This is a genomic window from Rhizobium sp. BK251, assembly GCF_004345245.1.
In the GTDB taxonomy this organism is placed as follows: domain Bacteria; phylum Pseudomonadota; class Alphaproteobacteria; order Rhizobiales; family Rhizobiaceae; genus Rhizobium.
The window spans coordinates 282,921-303,654 of record NZ_SLUQ01000007.1 but is presented as its reverse complement, the minus strand read 5'-3'; the positions used below and the strand labels follow the sequence as shown (position 1 = coordinate 303,654).

Below are 20,734 nucleotides of genomic sequence, written 5' to 3'. Positions count from 1 at the left end.
CTCAGCCCTTCATCATATTGACGTCTTCCACGGCGATGGAGCCGCGGTTGCGGTAGAAGACAACGAGAATTGCAAGACCGATCGCCGCTTCCGCCGCGGCAACCGTGAGAATGAACAGCGCGAAAACCTGGCCGACGATGTCGTTCAGGAAGGACGAGAAGGCCACCATGTTGATGTTGACGGCGAGCAGGATGAGTTCGACCGACATCAGGATGACGATGACGTTCTTTCGGTTCAGGAAGATGCCGAATACGCCGAGCGTGAAGAGGATGGCGCTGACCGTCAGGTAATGGGAAAGTCCGATGACCATTTTTCTGTTCCTTGTGCCTTGCGCCTCAGTTCACGCCCTGCCCGGGCTTGACCTTGACGACCTCGACGGCCGTCTTCGGCGTGCGGGCAACCTGCTGGGAAATGTTCTGGCGCTTGATGTTGGTGCGATGGCGCAGCGTCAGCACGATCGCGCCGATCATCGCCACCAGCAGCACCAGGCCGGCGATCTGGAAGAAGTAGACGTAGTTGGTGTAGAGCACGTCGCCGAGAGCCGCTGTGTTGGTACGCTCCGTCAGCGGCGGGATCGGCATCGCGATGGAGGCCGCGACATTCGGCGAAATCACGCTGCCGCCGATGACGACGATGAGCTCTGCCGCAAGGATGAGGCCGATCAGGGCCCCGATCGGCGCATACTGAAGCGCCCCGGCACGCAGCTCGGTAAAGTCGATATCCAGCATCATCACGACGAAAAGGAAGAGGACCGCGACGGCGCCGACATAGACCACCAGCAGGATCATCGCGAGGAATTCAGCGCCCAGCAGCAGGAAGAGACCGGCTGCATTGAAGAAGGTCAAGATCAGGAACAGAACCGAGTGAACCGGATTGCGTGCCGAAATGACCATGAACGCCGACGCGACCGCGATAAAGGCGAACAGATAGAAAAAAAGAGCCTGCAGACCCATGTTGGTGCCTTTTTCATCTTCCCCCGGGCAGCGGGGGTTCCGTGCCCGATGGAGCTCCGCGACCGACCAAGGGCCTGCGGCAGCTCCTGTGTATCTCGACCGTGACGGGCGCGACGCCCGCGTATCCGTCACGGCATGCTCTTCTCGCGATCAGCGATACGGCGAGTCGATCGCGATGTTGCGCGCGATTTCACGTTCCCAGCGGTCGCCGTTGTCGAGGAGACGCTGCTTGTCGAAGTACAGCTCCTCGCGGGTTTCCGTCGCGAATTCGAAATTCGGGCCCTCGACGATCGCGTCGACGGGGCAAGCCTCCTGGCAGAAGCCGCAATAGATGCACTTCACCATGTCGATGTCGTAGCGCACCGTGCGGCGGGTACCGTCGTTGCGGCGCGGGCCTGCCTCGATGGTAATGGCCTGGGCAGGACAGATCGCCTCGCACAGCTTGCAGGCGATGCAGCGTTCCTCGCCGTTCGGATAACGGCGCAGCGCATGCTCGCCGCGGAAACGCGGGCTGACCGGCCCCTTCTCGAACGGATAGTTGATCGTTGCCTTCTGCCGGAAGAAGTAACGCATCGACAGGAAGAAGGCGCCGACGAATTCCTTCAGGAACAGCGAATTGACGGCGTTGCTGAGACTGGCCATCTTCAAACTCCAATTTTGCCGGAGACGGTCGCGGGCATCAGCCTGCCCACCCCGTCAGCTTCAGCACGAATGCAACGATGACGACCATGGCGAGCGACAGCGGCAGGAACACCTTCCAGCCGAGGCGCATCAGTTGGTCGTAGCGGTAGCGCGGCACGAATGCCTTGACCATCGCGAACATGAAGAACACCAGGCACGCCTTGATCAGGAACCAGATGATGCCGGGGACCCAGTTCAGGAACCAGACGTCGACCGGCGGCAGCCAGCCCCCGAGGAACAGGATCGTCGTCAGCGAGCACATCAGGCAGACGGCCGCATATTCGCCGAGCATGAACATCATGTACGGAGAGGAGCCGTACTCGACCATGAAGCCGGCCACCAGCTCCGATTCCGCCTCCGGAAGGTCGAAGGGCGGGCGGTTCGTCTCGGCGAGCGCCGAAATGAAGAAGATGATGAACATCGGGAAAAGCGACAGCCAGTGCCAGTCGAGGAACGAGGCCGGCAGGCCGAGCATGGTGCCGAGGCCGGTATGCTGCGCGTTGACGATGTCCGTCAGGTTCAGCGAACCGACGCAGAGCAGAACGGTGACGATGACGAAGCCGATAGAAACTTCATAGGACACCATCTGCGCGGCCGAACGCAGCGCACCGAGGAACGGGTACTTCGAGTTCGAAGCCCAGCCACCCATGATGATGCCGTAGACCTCGAGCGAGGAGATCGCGAAGATGTAGAGCATGCCGACATTGATGTTCGCGATGACCCAGCCATCGGCGAGCGGCACTGCAGCCCAGGTCGCGAGCGCCAGCGTCACGGTGACGAGCGGAGCAAGCAGGAAGACGCCCTTGTTGGCGCCGGCCGGGATGATCGGCTCCTTGAAGACGAACTTCAGAAGGTCGGCGAAGGACTGGAACAGGCCGAAGGGACCGACGACGTTCGGGCCGCGACGCAGCTGCACCGCCGCCCAGATCTTGCGGTCGGCAAGCAGGATGTATGCGATGAAGATCAGCAAGCAAACGAGAAGCAGCAGGGACTGACCGATCATGACGATCGCCGGCCAGAGATAGGTCGAAAAGAATGAATCCATAGTCCCCTGCCCTTACTCTGCCGCGACTTTGAAGTTGTTGCGGGCCAATGCCGAACACTCGGCCATGACAGCCGAGGCACGCGCTATCGGGTTCGTCAAATAGAAGTCTTTGACCGGCGACGCAAACCCGGATTTGTTCATCTTGCCGGCTTTTTTCGCAAGTGCGACAATTTTGGCGCTGTCGCCTTCGGCAACCTCGTCGATGCCCGCGAAATGCGGGTACGCCGCGTAGAGCTTCGAGCGCAATTCGGAAAGCGAATCAAAGGGAAGCTTCTTGCCGAGTACGTCGGAAAGTGCCCTGATGATCGCCCAGTCCTCACGCGCATCACCCGGTGCGAAACCGGCGCGGGTGCCCATCTGAACGCGACCTTCGGTGTTGACCCAGGTGCCGGACTTTTCGGTGTATGCGGCGGCCGGCAGGATGACGTCGGCATTGTGCGCGCCGTTGTCGCCATGCGAACCGATATAGACCGTGAACTTCGCCGCCTTCGCGGTGAAGTCGAGCTCATCGGCGCCGAGCAGGAAGAGCACGTCCATCGCCTTCAGCATCTCGGCGGCATCGACGCCCTTTGCGCCGGGCACGAAGCCGAGATCGAGGCCGCCGACGCGCGATGCGGCGGTATGCAGGACGGCAAAGCCATTCCAGCCTTCGGCGATCGCGCCGACGGCAACAGCGAGCTTGGCAGCGCTTGCGAGCACGCCGGCGCCATCCGAGCGCGTCAGCGCGCCCTGGCCGATCAGGATCATCGGCTTCTTGGCGTTCTTCAGGACTTCGGCGAAGGCGTGGCCGCCGTCGACGACATCCTTCAGCGTATCCGGGCCGGAACCGAGATAGGTGTATTCGTAGCGCATCTCGCCGCCTTCACCGATCACGCCGATCGGGAAGTTGCCGCGGCGCCAGCGCTTGCGGATGCGGGCGTTGAGAACGGCCGCCTCATAGCGCGGATTGGCACCGACGATCAGCAGCGCGTCAGCCTGCTCGATGCCTTCGATGGTCGGGTTGAAGAGGTAGGTTTCGCGGCCGAGCGACGGATCGAGCGTGGTACCGTCCTGGCGGCAGTCGAGGTTTTCGGAGCCGAGCGACTTCACCAGCTCCGACAGGGCATACATCTCCTCGACCGAGGCAAGGTCGCCGGCGATCGCGCCGATCTTGTCTGCGGTCGTCGCAGCGACAGCGGACTTGATGGCCGCAAAGGCCTCGCCCCAGCTTGCCGGCTGCAGGCGTCCGTCGCGGCGAACGTAAGGCTTGTCGAGGCGCTGCGCCTTCAGACCATCCCAGATGAAGCGGGTCTTGTCCGAGATCCACTCCTCGTTGATCTGGTCGTTGACGCGGGGCAGGATGCGCATGACTTCGCGGCCGCGGGTGTCGACGCGGATTGCCGAGCCGACCGCGTCCATGACGTCGACGGATTCAGTCTTGTTGAGCTCCCACGGACGGGCCGTGAAGGCGAAAGGCTTGGAGGTGAGCGCACCGACCGGGCAAAGGTCGACGACGTTGCCCTGCAGCTCGGAGGTCATTGCCTGCTCGAGATAGGTGGTGATCTCGGCGTCCTCGCCGCGGCCGATAAGGCCGAGTTCGGAAATGCCGCCGACTTCCGTCGTGAAGCGAACGCAGCGCGTGCAGTGGATGCAGCGGTTCATGACCGTCTTGACCAGCGGTCCGATATACTTGTCCTCGACGGCGCGCTTGTCTTCCTGGTAGCGCGAGCTGTCGATGCCGAAGGCCATCGCCTGGTCCTGCAGGTCGCATTCGCCGCCCTGGTCGCAGATCGGGCAATCGAGCGGATGGTTGATGAGCAGGAACTCCATCACGCCTTCACGGGCCTTCTTGACCATCGGCGTGTTGGTGAAGACTTCCGGAAGCTCGCCGTTCGGGCCGCCACGGATATCGCGCACGCCCATGGCGCAGGATGCCTGCGGCTTCGGCGGGCCACCCTTCACCTCGACGAGACACATGCGGCAGTTGCCTGCAACCGACAGGCGCTCATGGAAACAGAAACGCGGGACTTCGGCACCGGCTTCCTCGCACGCCTGTATCAGCGTGAAGTGATCCGGGACTTCGATCTCTTTGCCGTCAATCTTCAGTTTTGCCATCGTCACTCAGTCCTGTTCTTCGCCTGCTGCACGGTCCGGCAGCCGACAACCTCATTCTCGCGACACCAGCCACCGCAACGACGGCATTTCTGCCGCGCCGTGATGGCTTCGCTCTCGATGCCCTGCCAAGCTCCCCTGCCCGGCCGGGCTGGTCCGCGCCGCATGAACGACGCCTTACCCGCGTTTCAGTCGCCGCCGTCGCCGGTCGGCGAAATTCCTTACTTCTTCGCCTTCGTCCCGGCGGCCAAGGTCTGCGCCTGCGCGACCCAGCCATCGCGACCGATACGGCCCTCGAAACCGAGCTCCGCATCGACACGTCCGGCCTCTTCCGCGCTCCACGCCGCAATATCGGCGAAGCGGCGGATGCCGCGGTCGTTGAGCACCTGCTCCAGCTTCGGCCCTATGCCCGAAATCAGCTTCAGGTCGTCGACCTTGCCGCCGCGCGTCGCCTTGGCGGGCGCAGGCTTTACCGCAACCGGTTCAGCCACTGCCGCAACGGACACTTTCTTCGCCGCGGGCTTCCTAGCCTGTGTCTCCTTCGCCGCCGGTGCTGCCTTGGCGACAGGCGCTTCCTTGGCCGCCGGCTTCACCGGCGCCTTTGCCTTTACCGACAGTATCTTCGCCGAAGGTTTCGGCTCTATGTCAGTCTTCGCCGCTGCGACGGCCGACTTCGAAACCACTGAAATGACAGGTTTTGCCTTTTCCGGGGCCGGCCGCTCGACCTTGCTGGCAGTCGCGGCGGCACCACCGAAGGGACCGGCCGAAGCGCTCTGTTCCTCAATGGCGGCCGCGAGTTTGTGCGTTGCCTCGACCGCACCCTGGAAGGCGCCCCAGAAGGCGCCCGCCATCTGCGTCGAAAAGCCGAAGCCGATCGCGGTCGCAGCCGCCATGGCGGCAGCCGGATGAGCCATCAGCGGATGCAGCGGCATTGCCGCGGAATGCTCGAGAATGTCGGCAGCCGCGCGACCGAAAACGGCCGATAGATCTGCCCTTTCCTGATGCCTGCTATCTGCCGTCATAGGTCCTTACTCCGCAGCTTCCAGCACTGCGCCATGGGCGAGTGCGTTGTGGGTGTACTGATCAATGCGCTTTTCGATTTCCGGACGGAAGTTCCGGATCAGTCCCTGGATCGGCCATGCCGCAGCATCGCCCAATGCACAGATCGTGTGACCCTCGATCTGCTTGGTGACCTGGAACAGCATGTCGATTTCGCGCTTCTGGGCGTTGCCCTTGGCCATGCGCTCCATCACGCGCCACATCCAGCCCGTGCCTTCGCGGCAGGGGGTGCACTGGCCACAGCTCTCGTGCTTGAAGAATGCCGAGATGCGGGCGATTGCCTTGATGACGTCGGTCGACTTGTCCATGACGATCGCAGCCGCCGTACCGAAGGATGAGCCGACTGCGCGCAGTCCGTCGAAGTCCATCGGGCAGTCGATGATGTCCTTGGCCGGAACGATCGGGCACGATGCGCCGCCGGGGATGACGGCAAGCAGGTTGTCCCAGCCGCCGCGGATACCGCCGGCATGGCGATCGACGAGCTCACGGAACGTGATGCCCATTTCTTCTTCGACCGTGCACGGCTTGTTGACGTGGCCGGACAGCATGAACAGCTTCGTGCCGACGTTGTTCGGGCGGCCGATCGACGAGAACCAGGTCGCGCCGCGACGAAGGATCGTCGGAGCGACCGCGATCGATTCAACGTTGTTGACCGTCGTCGGGCAGCCGTAGAGACCCATGTTCGCCGGGAACGGCGGCTTCAGGCGCGGCTGGCCCTTCTTGCCTTCGAGGCTTTCGAGCAGCGCGGTCTCCTCGCCACAGATATAGGCGCCGGCACCGTGATGAACGTAAATGTCCATATCCCAGCCGAGCTTGTTGTTTTTGCCCAACAAACCGTAATCGTAGCACTCGTCGATCGCCGCCTGCAGCGCTTCGCGTTCGCGGATGTATTCGCCGCGCACGTAAATATAGGCCGCATTGGCGCCCATCGCGAAGCTCGCGACCACGCAGCCTTCGATCAGCGTGTGCGGATCGTGGCGCATGATGTCGCGGTCCTTGCAGGTACCGGGCTCGGACTCGTCGGCGTTGACGACGAGGTAATGCGGACGGCCGTCGCTTTCCTTCGGCATGAAGGACCACTTGAGACCGGTCGGGAAGCCGGCGCCGCCACGGCCGCGAAGGCCGGAGGCCTTCATCTCGTTGATGATCCAGTCGCGACCCTTTTCGAGGATCTGCTTGGTACCATCCCAGTGGCCGCGTGCCATCGCACCCTTCAGGGACTTGTCCTTGAGGCCGTAGATGTTGGTAAAGATGCGGTCTTTATCTTGTAACATGCTTCACCTCTTACCGCGGCTTCTTACCGAAGACCTTGATATATTCCGCTTCGCCGCCCTTGGCGAGCGCCTTGGCCTGCTTGACCCAGTCGTCGCGCTCGATGCGGCCGCGGAAGTTCAGATAGGCATCAGCCCATTCGCGCTCGGCTTTCTTCCAGCCGGCGATCTGCGCGAAGGTGAAGATACCGAGTTCATTGAGCGTAGCCTCGATCTTGGGGCCAACGCCGGAAATCATCTTCAGGTCGTCGGGCGTCGACGGCTTTTCGATGCCAGCCGGACGGTTCTTGTCGGTCAGCGAAGGTTTCGCCTGGCCGACAGCCGTGTTCGCTGCCTTTGCGGGCTTGGCTTTCGGATCGTCGCTCGGCAGCGCCGTCTTGTTGTCCGCAGGGCTCTTCAGGGCCGGGTTCGTCTCGGCATCCGTGCTCTTCGGACGAGCAGCCTCCGAAGGCGGAACGCTGACAGCCTCGGCCGCCACGGGCTTGCTCGCGGCGCGGCTTCTCGTCTTCGGTGCTTCTTCGGTCAGCGACGTCAGGCCACCTTCAGGCGCCGAGTAGATGCGCTCGATCTGCGGGCCGACCGGGATTTCAGCACCCTTGCCGGCAGCGAAGACATCGACGATCTCTTCGAAGCGCTCGACGCTCAGATCCTCATAGGTGTCTTTGCCGATCATGACCATCGGCGCATTGACGCAGGCACCGAGACATTCGACTTCTTCCCAGGAAAGCGTACCTTCCGCGTTGCGATGGAAGGGCTGTGCATGGATCTTGCTCTTGCAGACCTTGATAAGGTCTTCGGCGCCACGCAGCATGCAGGGCGTGGTTCCGCACACTTGGACGTGCGCGCGCGTGCCGACCGGCCCGAGCTGGAACTGGGTATAGAACGTCGCGACTTCGAGCACGCGGATATAGGCCATGTCGAGCATGTCCGCGACCTTCTCGATCGCCGCCTTGGTGACCCATCCCTCCTGCTCCTGAGCCCGCATCAGCAGCGGGATGACTGCGGACTGCTGGCGCCCCTCGGGATATTTCTTGATCGTGCGATCAGCCCAGGCGCTGTTCTCCTCGCTGAAGGAGAAGGCGCCAGGCTGGAATTGATCTTCAGCAAGTCGACGAACGGACATTCTTTCAGCCTTATCAGTTTATGGCGCCACACCGCGAATTCACCAGGGACTGGAATTCGCAGGCATAGGCCGACTGGTCTTTCTGCATAAAAACAACGAACTTGCCGCCGTTCGGTACGGCGGCCCTGATCTCATAACCTTGCGAAAGGAGGCGCCCCATCGACTGCTCCCCTTCCTGCTGGACCTGACCGTTTTTGGTCGCGTCCTGCGCGAAGGCCGCGGAAGCGGCAAGAAGCACGACCATGGTCAGCGCCGGACCTTTCATCAACGGTCGACCTCGCCGAAGACGATGTCGAGCGAACCCAGCACGGCGGCGATGTCGGCGAGCTGGTGGCCGCGGCACATGAAGTCCATCGCCTGGAGATGGGCATAGCCCGGGGCACGGATCTTGCAGCGGTATGGCTTGTTGGTGCCGTCGGAGACGAGGTAGACGCCGAATTCGCCCTTCGGCGCCTCGACGGCCGCGTAAACCTCGCCGGCCGGCACGTGATAGCCTTCGGTATAGAGCTTGAAGTGGTGGATCAGCGCTTCCATCGAGCGCTTCATCTCGCCACGCTTCGGCGGCACGACCTTGCCGTCCAGAGCGGAGAAAGGACCGGTCTTGGCATCGCCGAGCAGGCGGTTGACGCACTGCTTCATGATGCGAACCGATTCACGCATCTCGATCATGCGGATCACGTAACGGTCGTAATTGTCGCCGTTCCTGCCGACCGGAATGTCGAACTCGAGATCCGAGTAGCATTCATAGGGCTGAGCGCGACGCAGATCCCATGCCGCACCCGAACCGCGTACCATCACGCCCGAGAAACCCCAGGCCCAGGCATCTGCCAGCGAAACGAAGCCGATATCGACGTTGCGCTGCTTGAAGATGCGGTTGCCGGTCAGGAGTTCGTCGATGTCGTCCAGCGTCTTCAGGAAGGGATCGCACCAGTCGCCGATATCCTGCACCAGCTTTTCGGGCAGGTCCTGATGGACGCCACCCGGGCGGACATAGGCGGCGTGCATGCGCGAGCCGGAAGCGCGCTCATAGAACACCATCAGCTTCTCGCGCTCCTCGAAGCCCCAGAGAGGCGGCGTAAGCGCACCGACGTCCATCGCCTGCGTCGTGACGTTCAGGAGATGCGACAGGATGCGGCCGATTTCGGAGTAGAGAACGCGGATCAGCTGGCCGCGGATCGGGATCTCGATCTCGAGCAGCTTTTCGACGGCCAGAGCGTAGGCGTGCTCCTGGTTCATCGGCGCCACGTAGTCGAGGCGGTCGAAATAGGGAACGGCCTGCAGGTAGGTCTTGGTCTCGATCAGCTTTTCGGTGCCGCGATGCAGCAGGCCGATATGCGGATCGACGCGCTCGACGATTTCGCCATCGAGCTCCAGCACGAGGCGCAGAACGCCGTGGGCGGCCGGATGCTGCGGACCGAAATTGATATTGAAGTTCCGGACGTTATGTTCTGTCATGGCGACGCGCTCGCGTTTCGTAATTCAGTGAACGGCGGGCGCAAGCCCGCCACACGCCATCATCCTACTGCTTCGCCTTCTCATCGCCCGGCAGCACGTATTCCGTGCCTTCCCAGGGAGAGAGGAAGTCGAAGCTGCGGAATTCCTGTTTCAGTTCCACAGGCTCGTACACGACCCGCTTCGCGGCATCGTCATAGCGGACCTCGACGAAGCCGGTCGTCGGAAAGTCCTTGCGGAGCGGATGCCCTTCGAAACCGTAGTCGGTCAGGATGCGGCGCAAGTCCGGATGGCCGGTGAAGAGAACGCCGTACATGTCCCAGGTTTCGCGCTCGAACCAGTCTGCACCGGGATAGACGCCGCAGACCGAAGGAACCGGCTCCTCCTCGCCCGTGGCGACCTTGACGCGAATGCGCAGGTTCTTCTTCGGCGACAGGAGATGATAGACCACGTCGAAGCGCTCGGCGCGCTGCGGCCAGTCGACGCCGCAGATGTCCGTGAAGTTGACGAAAGCGCAGTTGCCGTCGTCGCGCAGGAAGGTCAGCAGCTCGACGAGGTTCTCGCCGGTCGTCGTCACCGTCAGCTCGCCGAACTTCTGCTCGGACGCCACGATAAGGTTGCCGCGGGCCTCCGCCAGGTAGGACGCAAGCTCTTTAAGGGCTTCACTCATATTGCTCTGTCCTTACCCTCAGCGTTCGATCGTACCGGTGCGCCGGATTTTCTTCTGCAGCAGGAGCACGCCGTAGAGCAGCGCCTCCGCCGTGGGGGGACAGCCCGGCACATATATGTCGACCGGCACGACGCGATCGCAGCCGCGCACCACCGAATAGGAATAGTGATAGTAGCCGCCGCCATTGGCGCAGGAGCCCATGGAGATCACGTAACGCGGCTCGGGCATCTGGTCGTACACCTTGCGCAGCGCCGGAGCCATCTTGTTGGTCAGCGTGCCGGCGACGATCATGACGTCCGACTGGCGCGGCGAGGCGCGCGGCGCGAAGCCGAAGCGCTCGACGTCATAGCGCGGCATCGAAAGCTGCATCATCTCGACCGCGCAGCAAGCGAGGCCGAAGGTCATCCACATCAGCGAGCCGGTGCGGGCCCAGTTGATCAGCTCGTCGGTCGAGGTGACGAGAAAGCCCTTGTCGGCGAGTTCGTTGTTGATCTCGCCGAAGAACGGATCATTGCTGCCGATCGGCTTGCCGGTGGCGGGATCGATGATCCCCTTCGGCTTGGGCGCAACGACCGCGGTGCCGGATGCTAGTTCCATTCCAGCGCTCCCTTCTTCCATTCATATATAAAGCCGATGGTCAGCACTCCGAGGAACACCATCATCGACCAGAAACCGAACCAGCCCACCTCGCCGAAGGAAACCGCCCAGGGGAAGAGGAAGGCGACCTCGAGATCGAAGATGATGAAGAGGATCGACACCAGGTAGAACCGGATATCGAACTTCATGCGGGCGTCATCGAATGCATTGAAGCCGCACTCGTAGGCCGAGAGCTTTTCAGAATCGGGCGCCTTGAAGGCGACGGCGAAGGGAGCGATCAGAAGAGCAAGGCCAATCACCAGCGCAATGCCAATGAAGATCGCTATCGGAATGTACGAACTGAGCAGTTCAGTCATCATGTTCTTCCCTGCCTGCGGCGCGCGCCGGGCGGCGCGGTTGGGCAAATGCCCAGCAAGCGAACGTGCGTTGCAACATAGCCGTGACTAGCGCAGGCGGCGCGCGGGCGCAAGACATTTAGGCAGGCAATTCGATTAGCACAGACGAGACTTTGCCCTGCCGATGCGGCAAAACCGCCACGAATCGGCCCCGATGGCGACACAGCATGACAGGCGCGCAAAAATTGCATGGCTTGAAAGAGAAATGGCGCGAGTGACGGGGCTCGAACCCGCGACCTCCGGCGTGACAGGCCGGCACTCTAACCGACTGAGCTACACCCGCGCATAAATGGCCCGAGGGACCGGGACCCGACAGAAGCGTACGGACCGAAAGCACGAACACCGTGCTTGCCGCTTGAAGTGGCGCGAGTGACGGGGCTCGAACCCGCGACCTCCGGCGTGACAGGCCGGCACTCTAACCGACTGAGCTACACCCGCACTTATTTCAAGCAATCCGAATGCCCCTGGCATCCCCTCAAAACGGCCTTGCCGCTTCGATGAGCGGCTAACTAAGGGGTTCGTCTTTTAGTGTCAAGCAGCTTTGGAGACAAAACCATGACACCAGGCGAATTGTTTCCACAGCCGCGATCCCGGACCAGCAGAACAGCCGCAAATACCGCCCCCTTATATCATGAACGGCGGCCACGCGCGCGCCGGATATGCAAGCAACGCGCCGATGACGACGCCTGCGGCGTTCGGCCGGCTTTGGACCATAGCGCCCCCCCGCAGCCGATTGCGGCTCCGGGGGGGGGGGGTGGTCGCTACGCGGTTAACGGCTCGGCGGCCGCTATCCATATACCGGCAACGAATCCCCTTCCCTCCCATGGCGCGAGAATACAGGCGCCACGCCGGACGATCACATCGGGGCTGGAAAAAAATCAAAAAAACTTCACAAACACTCTTGCGGTTTCTCCACGATCCGCATAGATCACGGCCACCAAGCGCCGGACGCTTCGCTCCGCGCCGCAAGGGCGATTAGCTCAGTTGGTAGAGCGCCTCGTTTACACCGAGGATGTCGGGAGTTCGAGTCTCTCATCGCCCACCATTTTTCCTAGATACCAGGACTCTTTGGTGCTGCATATTGCAATTTCCGGGAAGCTGCGACTTCGCGTGGCAGGCGCTGCCCGGGAGCAGCGCTCTGCCCTTTTCAGAATTCCGCCTGTCGTCCATGACCTCGCATGTGCACAGCGCTGTAGCGCGGCGGCTCGTAGTGATTTTCGGCCGTGAATGGCGCTAAAAATCTCTCTTCGTTGCAGAGATCGTTGCGAACGAAATAGGCATTGACCCCAAAGATGTCACAGCCGACCAAACTGTAACCGGCTTCACGTCCGATCCGCTCCAGAGCCTTCAGGCTTGCTCCGAAGCGCGTGGTGCCCTGCCACATGGCCTCCGGATCGTAGAGCACTTCATGGTCGATGCTTGGGGGGAAGTGCGCATTGTACTCGACGCATACCACGCGCGGCCTGAGGGCCGTCAGCGCGGACCATATGTGTGACGTGTTATAGTCGATGTCGAGAGAGAGATAGTCGAGCTCGCTAGGCAAAGATTGCTGAAGCAGTTCAACAACGTTTTCTCGATCGACTCTGTTCTGGATAAACACGAGCCTTCCATCTGCGATCGGTTCAGACATCAACGTGCGGATCGACGCCGCCTGTGCGTCTCCTGCCTCAATCCAGATGCCGGACCAACCCAGATCGAGCAGGAGGCGAGTTGTATTTTCGACGCCATCTCCCGCCGCAATCTCTATAAATGTCTTGGCTGTGGTGCCGATTCGCCTGAAGATTTCGGCGATCACACCGTCTTCATTGTTCTGGCTGTAAACCTGCCCAGGCGCGCTTCCCACGCGTCGCGCGTCACGGTAACGGGGGTTGGTCTGGACCAAGAAATCCATCCCGAGATCCAGTTGCGCCTTGCGCATTTCGGCCAGTTGACTGGAGGCGCCCTCCACGATGGCGCGCATCTGCGCGCTTTGAGATGCCAATCTGCTCTCGATCTCCACCAAACGAGAGGGCCCCCCATCAATTGCGTCCACGATGCGCCGACTGAAATTTCGCAGTATCGAAATCGGGTTACGCATTTAAACAGTCCACCCACGCCCGGCGTGAGTTCTCCCCCGCTTTGTCTGGATCATGATAAATTTGCCCTTCTTGGCGGGTGCCTATGACCTACCCTCTTGCCAGCTTCGCCCCGCCACAGACCGTAAATAGTCTCTCGGGAAAGCTTCCCCTACCGTGTCACGCCATCTATTGGAAGTGGCAACCTGAGGCAATCTCGGTTAGCCGGCCAGGGACTTCAAACCTGTCGACAGCTGGCCCAACATCTCCGGACTGAATACCGCCAGCAGCAGCAGGATTGCGATTCCAAGCTGTCCAACCTTAGCGCTTGCCGAGGTCAGCCCTAGTATGCCGATCGTCAGCGCAATAAGTGCAGGGGAACGCAAATCATAGGCGGACGCGTATATCAGTATCGCAGATGCCACGAAGTAGCTTACGCTGCGCTGGACACGCCCCATCAATCCGGAGATTTGCCCTATTGCCATCTTGGCGTCATCGCTTTGTGAAAACTGAGCATCGACCATTTGCCGTCCTCCCGTGATCTATTGGTAAAGCTAGCGCGGCTAGTCAGACATACAACAACTCATGATGCGGTTTCTCCCCTTCGGGGCGGAGTTGCGCTTTGCAACTTCGGTCGGCGAGTGAGTATAGCCGCCCTTGGCGACGGGTCTTAAGGCGTGCCGGAAACCAACGCACCGTCACCGAAACTACAGGGAGACCCGAGGAGTGCTGCGGTGAAAACGCACCGTCTTCGACCTCGCATCTGGGTCGTTCTCGGCTCTCTCATCCATGGTCGCCAAGCAATCGAGTTGTGCCACTCCTGGCTCGTTGGCGCCAGATTTCGGTTGACTTTCTTGGTAACGGGTCCCAATCAGCGAGCCCAGCAAATGATGTGTTATCTAGCTCGACAATCGGGCTGAGCATAGCCGGACTTAATGAGGCCCACTTGGCGGCAAGACAAATAGCGAGAACGCAACTCGGGAGCGGCGAATGCTCAAGGCTGTGGCTGCATTCATTCAGCCGCACCGTCACACGCTGACCAAAAAATCGGAAACAGCGTGATGAGCCGCGTCTACCCTACTAGTCTGACCAGCATTCCGGCCACCATTCTGCATCATCGCGAATTGCTGTGGGAACTAATCAAGCGAGATTTCATCGGACGATACAAGGGCTCGTTCATGGGCGTCGCTTGGTCGCTCTTCAATCCGCTTCTCATGCTGGTCATATACACCTTTGTATTCAGCGTGGCTTTCAAGGCGCGCTGGGGGGTGGAGAGCGATAGCAAGCTTGGTTTCGCGATTGTGCTGTTTTCAGGGCTTATTGTTCATGCGCTCTTTGCTGAATGCCTGAACAGAGCACCAACGTTGATTACAAGCCATCCAAGCTACGTGAAAAGGGTTGTCTTTCCGCTGGAGATACTTCCTCTGATGGCACTTGGGTCCGCTCTCGGTCATTTTCTTGTCAGCCTCACCGTGCTGGTGTTTTTTTGCCTCGTCGCGGGTGCGCCCCTTCATTTCGCCGGCATTCTTCTTCCGGTCATACTGTTGCCAATGCTGTTGATCGTCCTCGGCCTAAGCTGGCTCCTTGCGTCGCTTGGCGTATATTTGAGGGATTTCGCGCAGGCCATCGGGATGATGACTACTGTTACGCTATTCCTGGCACCCGTCTTCTACCCCATTGAGGCCTTGCCGCCCGTCTATCAGGCGATACTCGTGTGGAACCCTATCACGCTGCCTATCATTCAGCTTCGAAGCGCACTGCTTTGGGGGGAACCGATCAACTGGCTGGCATGGGGCGCAAGCCTGGCAATCGGCATAGCCGTCCTCTATCTGGGCTTTGCCTGGTTCCAGAAAACGAGAAAGGGGTTTGCAGATGTCCTTTGACGCTGCCGTCATCGAGGTAAGCGGGGTCGGCAAGCGATATGAGATCTACAATCAACCCCGCGACCGCCTAAAACAACTCATCATCCCTCGCCTTCGCGGCATCGCCGCTAGAATGGGAGTTGCCGGTGAAGGTGGTCCCTCAGTCTACCACCGTGAGTTCTGGGCCCTGCGCGATATTTCCTTCCAGGTCAAGGCAGGCGAGACGCTAGGGATTATTGGGCGCAACGGCAGTGGGAAGAGCACGCTTCTTCAAATTATTGCCGGGACGCTTACTCCGACCTACGGCGAGGCGCGGGTCAGCGGTCGCGTGGCTGCGCTGCTCGAACTAGGCAGCGGATTCAATCCGGAATTTACCGGCCGAGAGAATGTCTTCCTCAACGCGAGAATTCTTGGCCTTACACAACAGGAAATTGAGGCTCGCTACGACCGGATTGTAGAGTTCGCCGACATTGGCGAGTTCATCGACCAGCCGGTAAAGAATTACTCAAGCGGAATGTTTGTACGTTTGGCTTTCGCCGTGCAGGCCCACATCGATGCCGCGATCGTCATCATCGACGAAGCGCTTGCGGTCGGCGACGTGTTTTTTCGGCAGAAGTGCTATGCCCGTCTTGAGGCACTCCGAGCCTCCGGGGCGGCTGTACTTCTCGTTTCACACGCGATGACCGACATTGAGCAATTCTGCGATCGCGCCATTCTTCTCGATCACGGCAAAGCGCTTTTTCTAGGGGAAGCGACAGAGGCGGCGAAGCGCTATTACCAGCTTCACCAGACAAGACGGCCTGAACATCTGGCGGGTGTACCAAGCACAGATGCAGCGGCGGCGCTTCCTTCGTCCACCAGAGTATCGCACGACTTTTGGCCCGAGGATTTCAAGTTCAACGACGCCGCAGCACTAACGCAGGTTCACAACGGTGCCGCGAAGTGTGTCCGGTACGCAGTCTGCGACACCCAAGGCAATCCCTGTGCTAGCTTCGCACAAGGCGAAACAGCAGTCTTCTACTACGAGTTTTTACTGTCAGAGCCAATCGCGGTTCCCCTCGCCGGCGTGGTCCTTCAAAACGAAAGAGGCATTAACGTTCACGGCAAGGGATCCCTGGAGTACAGCGCGGAAGCGCCGGGACACCTTCCAGCTGGAACGCTTGTTCGCTGTCGGCAGAGTATCGAACTAAAACTTGAGCTTGGTGAATATAGCTTTGAATTGGGATTGGCGACGATAGATGCGACAACTTACAAGGACATGGGGAATCTAAATCACGAGAGGATTTTCTCGCGCATTGCCCGAATATGCCATTTGCCGAAGGCGGGTGTTATAGCGGTGGGCTGGCGCACTGTTCACGACGGCTCCGCTTTGACGCATCATGGCATCGCTGATCTACCGGGCAGTTTTGACTACGCGTTCGTCCTTGATAGTAAAGAACATAAGCCAGAATAGCGCCAGAAGCGGCATTTTGATCGGGAACCTAAGCAATGAACAGGCGAATTTGCTGGTGTGGCAACCACGACCTTCTTTCTTTTAACGCTGAATATGGAAAATGCTCCAACTGCGGAACTCTTGTGTCGGTGGATGGCCTAACCGAGCAAGAGTTGCAGCCATCAGGCGACGAGGAAGGCTTCTACGGAAAGCGATACTGGCTCGACCACCAGAAAAAGGACCTGGGCTTTCCGGACATATTCGCACGATCTCGGAGTGATCTTGTCGATCGCAATCTCTATTGGCTGAAGATATTGCTCAAGTACCGACTCCCCTCAGCAAAGGTGCTTGAGTTGGGCTGTTCTCATGGCAGCTTTGTCCGGATGATGCGCCAGGCGGGATATGATGCGAGCGGCCTGGAACTGAGCCCTTGGGTCGTAGAGTTTGCCAGAAACACCTTCGACGTACCGGTTTCGATGGGCCCAATTGAGGATCTGGAACTAGAGCCAGCGACACTTGACGTCGTCGTGTTGATGGATGTGCTTGAGCATCTGCCTGATCCGGAGCGAACCATGGGGCACGCTCTGCGTTTATTGAAACCGGATGGGCTGCTTCTTGTCCAGACGCCTCAGTTCAATGGAGAGGGTGTTTACGAAGATCTCGTGAAGTCGGAAAGTGCATTCCAGGGGATGCTGAGGCCCGATGAGCACATCTATCTGTTCACCGAGGAGTCTGCTCGCCGTCTGTTCGCAGGCCTTGGTGCGAATCATGTAACTTTCGAACCCGCCGTGTTCTACCAGCACGACATGTTCTTCGTCGTAAGCAGACAGCCAATAGTCCCCGTCGAGAGTGAAAAGGCGACGGAGGCGCTAGCCTCAACACCGACGGGTCGGTTCGTTCAGGCGATGCTGGATCTCGACGAGAGAGTCAAAGCCCTCAGCGAACACGTCAAGGTAATTGATGCCGATCGCGCCGAGAGGCTGGAGCAGATTCATAAATTGACCGCAATGGTGCACGAGGCACAAGGCATTCGAGGAAGAATAATCGGACGATGATGCTCGCAAACCGCCTAACACCCAAGATCTCGATAGTGACTCCATCCCTGAATCAGGGGCGATTTCTCCAAGACTGCCTTGATTCTGTCGCGGCCCAGAATTGGCCCGACATTGAGCATTTTGTCATCGATGGCCGATCAAGCGACGACACGCTCGACATACTCGAACGCAACCGATCGCGGCTCACCGACTATGTTAGTGAGCCCGATAAGGGGGCAGCCGACGCAATAAACAAGGGGTTGGCCAGATGCACCGGCGACATCGTCGCCTGGCTGAATGCGGACGACTTCTATCTTCCGGGCGCATTCGAGAAGCTGGCCGAGGCCTGGCGGGAAAATCCGGACGCCGCCTTCTGGTTCGGCAACGGCGTGCGCGTCGACGAAGCGGGCAAGATCAAGTCGACCTTCAATGCTCGCAACGTGGTCTACAACCACCGCGCGCTCGTGGAGGGACTTGACTATATACTCCAACCCTCAACCTTCATGAATCCAAATGTGTTGCGGAAGGTCGGGTTGCTCAATACTGACCTTCGCTGGAGCTTTGACTGGGATCTTTGGCTTCGCCTAGCCAAGGAAGCCTCCCCTGCAACAATTGACGCGCAACTGTCCGCGACGCGTGAATGGGAAGCAACGCTGACAGCAAGTGGGGGCTTTCGACGAACCGAAGAACTGCGCCTGATGGCTGAACGCTACAGCGGCAAGCCAATGACCCACGGGGCCTTGTGCTATTGGCTTGATACTATGACGGGCCTGATGCGCAACAATCCAGGTGCGTTTCACAACAAGACCTTCAAGGCCGCGCGCCAATTGTGGTCGGCCGTCCAATCGGACATGCAGCGCCTTGGCGTCGATGCCTCGGGAATGCCTATCCGTGCTGAGGGAGCGTTCGATCTCGTCGTTGGCATCGATCTTTACCCTCTCACTCCTGGGGCGTCCGGAGGCATTGTCCCCTGGGTCCAAGGCGTTCTGCGGGAGATGGTGAGGCTCTACCCGAGCGACCGCTTCATCATGTTTCATCGTCCTGGGAAAGCGCCTCTCAAGGTGGCCGGCGACAACGTCGAATACGTTGCTCTAAATGAGCACCCGCAACGCTTCTACGAAGAAATGACCCGCCGTTGCGAGGATGCTGGCGTTGATGCCGTCATCCGATCTTACCCTCAGGAAAATCACCCGGACTTACCTTTCGAGCAGCAGATTTTCGTCATCCCGGACCTGCAGCACGAGTTCTTTCCCGAGTTCTTTACGAGTCCCGTTCTTGCGGCGCGGCGGCGCGCCTTTGCCTATGCTCTTTCAAAGGGCGGCGCGATCGCCACAATGACTGAGCATTCCCGCTCAACAGTCATCAACAATCCCTGGACGCTAAGCCAGGACGTTTTCTTAATGCCTGCGGCACTTCCAGAGGAATTGCGTGATGACCCCGCCGGCGGTGCGCTTCCCGAGAAGGTAAAGACCTTCGATCGCTTCTTCTACATGCCGGCCAATCTGTGGCCACACAAAAATCATCGCCGCCTTTTCGACGCCTTCCGGCGCGCCCTGCCCCACCTGCCGGCAAAGACTGGTCTCGTCTTGACCGGGAGCCCTGAGGGGCTTGAAGACGCCATCAAGGGCTATGAGGATCTGCCGATCCTGCATCTCGGGTTTGTCCCTCATGATCAGGTAGCGGCGTTGTTCCGCGACACGGTCGCCCTCGTTTATTTTTCATTGTTCGAAGGATTCGGTATCCCTCTCCTTGAGGCCTTCCGCTACGGGACCCCGGTTCTTTGCAGTAACGTGGCGTCCCTCCCGGAAGTAGGCGGAGATGCCGTTCTGGCATGCGATCCAACCGATGCAGACGCAATGGCTGATCTGATGCGCCGCATCGTTTCCGAACCCGGCTTGCGCGAGGACCTTTCGGCCAAGGCCGTTGAGCGGCTGGCGGCTTACAATTGGACGAATCCTGCCCACGAGTTGCACGCCGCGCTCAAGCGACGAGCAAGCTCGATCAATACGCCTACCAGAAAACCTCCTCTCGTCAGCATTGTCATGCCGACGCGGAACCACGCCCATTTTATCCGAGACTCGATAGATAGCGTTCTCAATCAGAGCTATCAAAATGTCGAACTCATCGTAATGGACGGCGCGTCGACCGATGAGACGGTGGACATCCTGAAGAGCTATGGCGACAAGATCCGATGGATATCGGAGCGCGATAACGGACAGGCCGACGCAATCAACAAGGGTATGGTCCTCGCCAAGGGAGAGGTTCTCGCCTACCTCAATTCGGATGACGTTTTCCTGCCGAGAGCGCTCGAAAGAGTTGTCAAGTACTTCGCGGAATACCCGGAATGTGATCTGGTCTATGGGAACGCTGACTACATCGACAAGGATGGCAACATCACTGGCGTCTATACGACGGCCGAGTTTTCTTTCGATCGGTTGATGCACGATTGCTGTATCTGCCAGCCTGCGGCATTCTGGCGTCGACGTATTGCCGAACGGACCGGGCCATTCAATGCTGAACTGCAGACTGCAATGGACTATGAATACTGGCTGCGCATCGCTAGTTCCGGCGGCATCATCCACCACACTGCCGAGAAGCTCGCCCAGTCGCGGCTGCACGAGGATGCGAAAACCTTGGCAATGCGCGGAAAGATATTTGAGGAGGTCTTTAAGATCTGCCAGCAACACGGTGGCTATGTAAGCTTCAACTACTATCAGGGTCTCTGGCACTATCGCCTCTGCGAGTCTTGGGCGGGAGGAACCAAGCTTGCCCAGATTGTGCCCGGTTTCTACGGCCTTCCGGCTCTCGCCCATTTTTCTGTGCAGCTATGGAGGCTTGGACGCAACCGCCAGTCTCGACAGTATGTTGCACGAACGGCCTTCAGCATTGTTGACCGGCGCGCGCACCTTCTTAGCACCGCCATACGCAAAGCCCGGCGCTATTCGTCTCGGCTTCGAAGAAGTTTTGGCTGAGGATCTCGGGATCCCAAGGCCGTTATCGAGGGTTCAAGTCAGA

At 59.7% G+C, this 20,734-nt stretch carries 19 protein-coding genes and 3 tRNA genes; 5 read left to right on the top strand and 17 right to left on the bottom strand.

Annotation, left to right across the window (positions count from 1 at the left end; translation table 11 throughout):
• Nucleotide 1: 1 nt before the first annotated feature.
• The 15 genes from nuoK to EV286_RS19375 all read right to left on the bottom strand — a co-directional run bounded on the left by nuoK (nucleotide 2) and on the right by EV286_RS19375 (nucleotide 11,775).
• Nucleotides 2-310 carry an NADH-quinone oxidoreductase subunit NuoK gene (gene nuoK / locus EV286_RS19445; protein WP_003587269.1) on the bottom strand — a complete coding sequence of 103 codons (309 nt, stop codon included), beginning with the start codon at nucleotides 308-310 and terminating at the stop codon, nucleotides 2-4.
• Between the two features lie 25 nt (nucleotides 311-335).
• Complete coding sequence (locus tag EV286_RS19440; RefSeq protein WP_132958807.1) at nucleotides 336-953, bottom strand: NADH-quinone oxidoreductase subunit J; 618 nt, start codon at nucleotides 951-953, stop codon at nucleotides 336-338.
• A gap of 150 nt (nucleotides 954-1,103) precedes the next feature.
• Entirely contained in the window at nucleotides 1,104-1,595 is a 492-nt protein-coding gene (gene nuoI, locus EV286_RS19435) for an NADH-quinone oxidoreductase subunit NuoI (protein ID WP_132958806.1), read from the bottom strand.
• A gap of 37 nt (nucleotides 1,596-1,632) precedes the next feature.
• Nucleotides 1,633-2,679, bottom strand: coding sequence for an NADH-quinone oxidoreductase subunit NuoH (gene nuoH, locus EV286_RS19430; protein WP_132958805.1), 1,047 nt, complete (start codon nucleotides 2,677-2,679; stop codon nucleotides 1,633-1,635).
• Nucleotides 2,680-2,691: 12 nt separating this feature from the next.
• The gene (nuoG, locus tag EV286_RS19425; protein WP_132958804.1) at nucleotides 2,692-4,773 is read right to left on the bottom strand and encodes an NADH-quinone oxidoreductase subunit NuoG; all 2,082 of its coding nucleotides are present in this window, start codon (nucleotides 4,771-4,773) and stop codon (nucleotides 2,692-2,694) included.
• Nucleotides 4,774-4,991: 218 nt separating this feature from the next.
• A complete protein-coding gene (locus EV286_RS19420) occupies nucleotides 4,992-5,792 on the bottom strand; it encodes a 5' DNA nuclease (protein ID WP_132958803.1) in 801 nt (266 codons plus the stop codon).
• A 6-nt stretch (nucleotides 5,793-5,798) separates the two neighbouring features.
• Complete coding sequence (gene nuoF / locus EV286_RS19415) at nucleotides 5,799-7,103, bottom strand: NADH-quinone oxidoreductase subunit NuoF (protein ID WP_132958802.1); 1,305 nt, start codon at nucleotides 7,101-7,103, stop codon at nucleotides 5,799-5,801.
• 10 nt (nucleotides 7,104-7,113) lie between these two features.
• Nucleotides 7,114-8,223, bottom strand: coding sequence for an NADH-quinone oxidoreductase subunit E (locus tag EV286_RS19410; protein WP_132958801.1), 1,110 nt, complete (start codon nucleotides 8,221-8,223; stop codon nucleotides 7,114-7,116).
• A 13-nt stretch (nucleotides 8,224-8,236) separates the two neighbouring features.
• On the bottom strand, nucleotides 8,237-8,488 hold the full coding sequence (locus tag EV286_RS19405) for a hypothetical protein (RefSeq protein WP_132958800.1): 252 nt from the start codon (nucleotides 8,486-8,488) through the stop codon (nucleotides 8,237-8,239).
• Nucleotides 8,488-9,678, bottom strand: coding sequence for an NADH-quinone oxidoreductase subunit D (locus EV286_RS19400; protein ID WP_132958799.1), 1,191 nt, complete (start codon nucleotides 9,676-9,678; stop codon nucleotides 8,488-8,490). The genes EV286_RS19405 and EV286_RS19400 overlap by 1 nt, the downstream gene beginning before the upstream one ends.
• Before the next feature lie 64 nt (nucleotides 9,679-9,742).
• On the bottom strand, nucleotides 9,743-10,345 hold the full coding sequence (locus EV286_RS19395; protein ID WP_132958798.1) for an NADH-quinone oxidoreductase subunit C: 603 nt from the start codon (nucleotides 10,343-10,345) through the stop codon (nucleotides 9,743-9,745).
• Nucleotides 10,346-10,363: 18 nt separating this feature from the next.
• Nucleotides 10,364-10,942, bottom strand: a complete 579-nt coding sequence (locus EV286_RS19390; RefSeq protein ID WP_132958797.1) for an NADH-quinone oxidoreductase subunit B — start codon at nucleotides 10,940-10,942, stop codon at nucleotides 10,364-10,366.
• Entirely contained in the window at nucleotides 10,933-11,298 is a 366-nt protein-coding gene (locus EV286_RS19385) for an NADH-quinone oxidoreductase subunit A (RefSeq protein ID WP_132959045.1), read from the bottom strand. Before EV286_RS19385 ends, EV286_RS19390 begins: the two co-directional genes overlap by 10 nt.
• Before the next feature lie 245 nt (nucleotides 11,299-11,543).
• A tRNA-Asp gene (locus EV286_RS19380) sits at nucleotides 11,544-11,620 on the bottom strand.
• Nucleotides 11,621-11,698: 78 nt separating this feature from the next.
• Nucleotides 11,699-11,775, bottom strand: a tRNA-Asp gene (locus EV286_RS19375).
• 531 nt (nucleotides 11,776-12,306) lie between these two features.
• On the opposite strand from EV286_RS19375, the gene EV286_RS19370 reads away from it, so the two are divergent.
• Nucleotides 12,307-12,382 (top strand) — tRNA-Val (locus EV286_RS19370).
• Nucleotides 12,383-12,484: 102 nt separating this feature from the next.
• On the opposite strand, the gene EV286_RS19365 is transcribed toward EV286_RS19370, so the two are convergent.
• Both EV286_RS19365 and EV286_RS19360 read right to left on the bottom strand, forming a co-directional pair.
• The gene (locus EV286_RS19365) at nucleotides 12,485-13,414 is read right to left on the bottom strand and encodes a hypothetical protein (protein WP_132958796.1); all 930 of its coding nucleotides are present in this window, start codon (nucleotides 13,412-13,414) and stop codon (nucleotides 12,485-12,487) included.
• Nucleotides 13,415-13,612: 198 nt separating this feature from the next.
• Entirely contained in the window at nucleotides 13,613-13,915 is a 303-nt protein-coding gene (locus EV286_RS19360) for a hypothetical protein (protein ID WP_132958795.1), read from the bottom strand.
• 537 nt (nucleotides 13,916-14,452) lie between these two features.
• Between EV286_RS19360 and EV286_RS19355 the strand changes: the two genes are divergently transcribed.
• Genes EV286_RS19355 through EV286_RS19340 form a run of 4 tightly spaced genes read left to right on the top strand, consistent with a single transcriptional unit; the run spans nucleotide 14,453 to nucleotide 20,691 of the window.
• Nucleotides 14,453-15,274 (top strand): ABC transporter permease, encoded by an 822-nt coding sequence (locus EV286_RS19355; protein ID WP_132958794.1) that lies wholly within the window; start codon nucleotides 14,453-14,455, stop codon nucleotides 15,272-15,274.
• Nucleotides 15,264-16,706 carry an ABC transporter ATP-binding protein gene (locus tag EV286_RS19350; protein WP_132958793.1) on the top strand — a complete coding sequence of 481 codons (1,443 nt, stop codon included), beginning with the start codon at nucleotides 15,264-15,266 and terminating at the stop codon, nucleotides 16,704-16,706. The genes EV286_RS19355 and EV286_RS19350 overlap by 11 nt, the downstream gene beginning before the upstream one ends.
• Nucleotides 16,707-16,741: 35 nt before the next feature.
• On the top strand, nucleotides 16,742-17,740 hold the full coding sequence (locus EV286_RS19345; RefSeq protein ID WP_132958792.1) for a class I SAM-dependent methyltransferase: 999 nt from the start codon (nucleotides 16,742-16,744) through the stop codon (nucleotides 17,738-17,740).
• A complete protein-coding gene (locus tag EV286_RS19340) occupies nucleotides 17,737-20,691 on the top strand; it encodes a glycosyltransferase (protein ID WP_132958791.1) in 2,955 nt (984 codons plus the stop codon). Before EV286_RS19345 ends, EV286_RS19340 begins: the two co-directional genes overlap by 4 nt.
• Nucleotides 20,692-20,734: the final 43 nt, after the last annotated feature.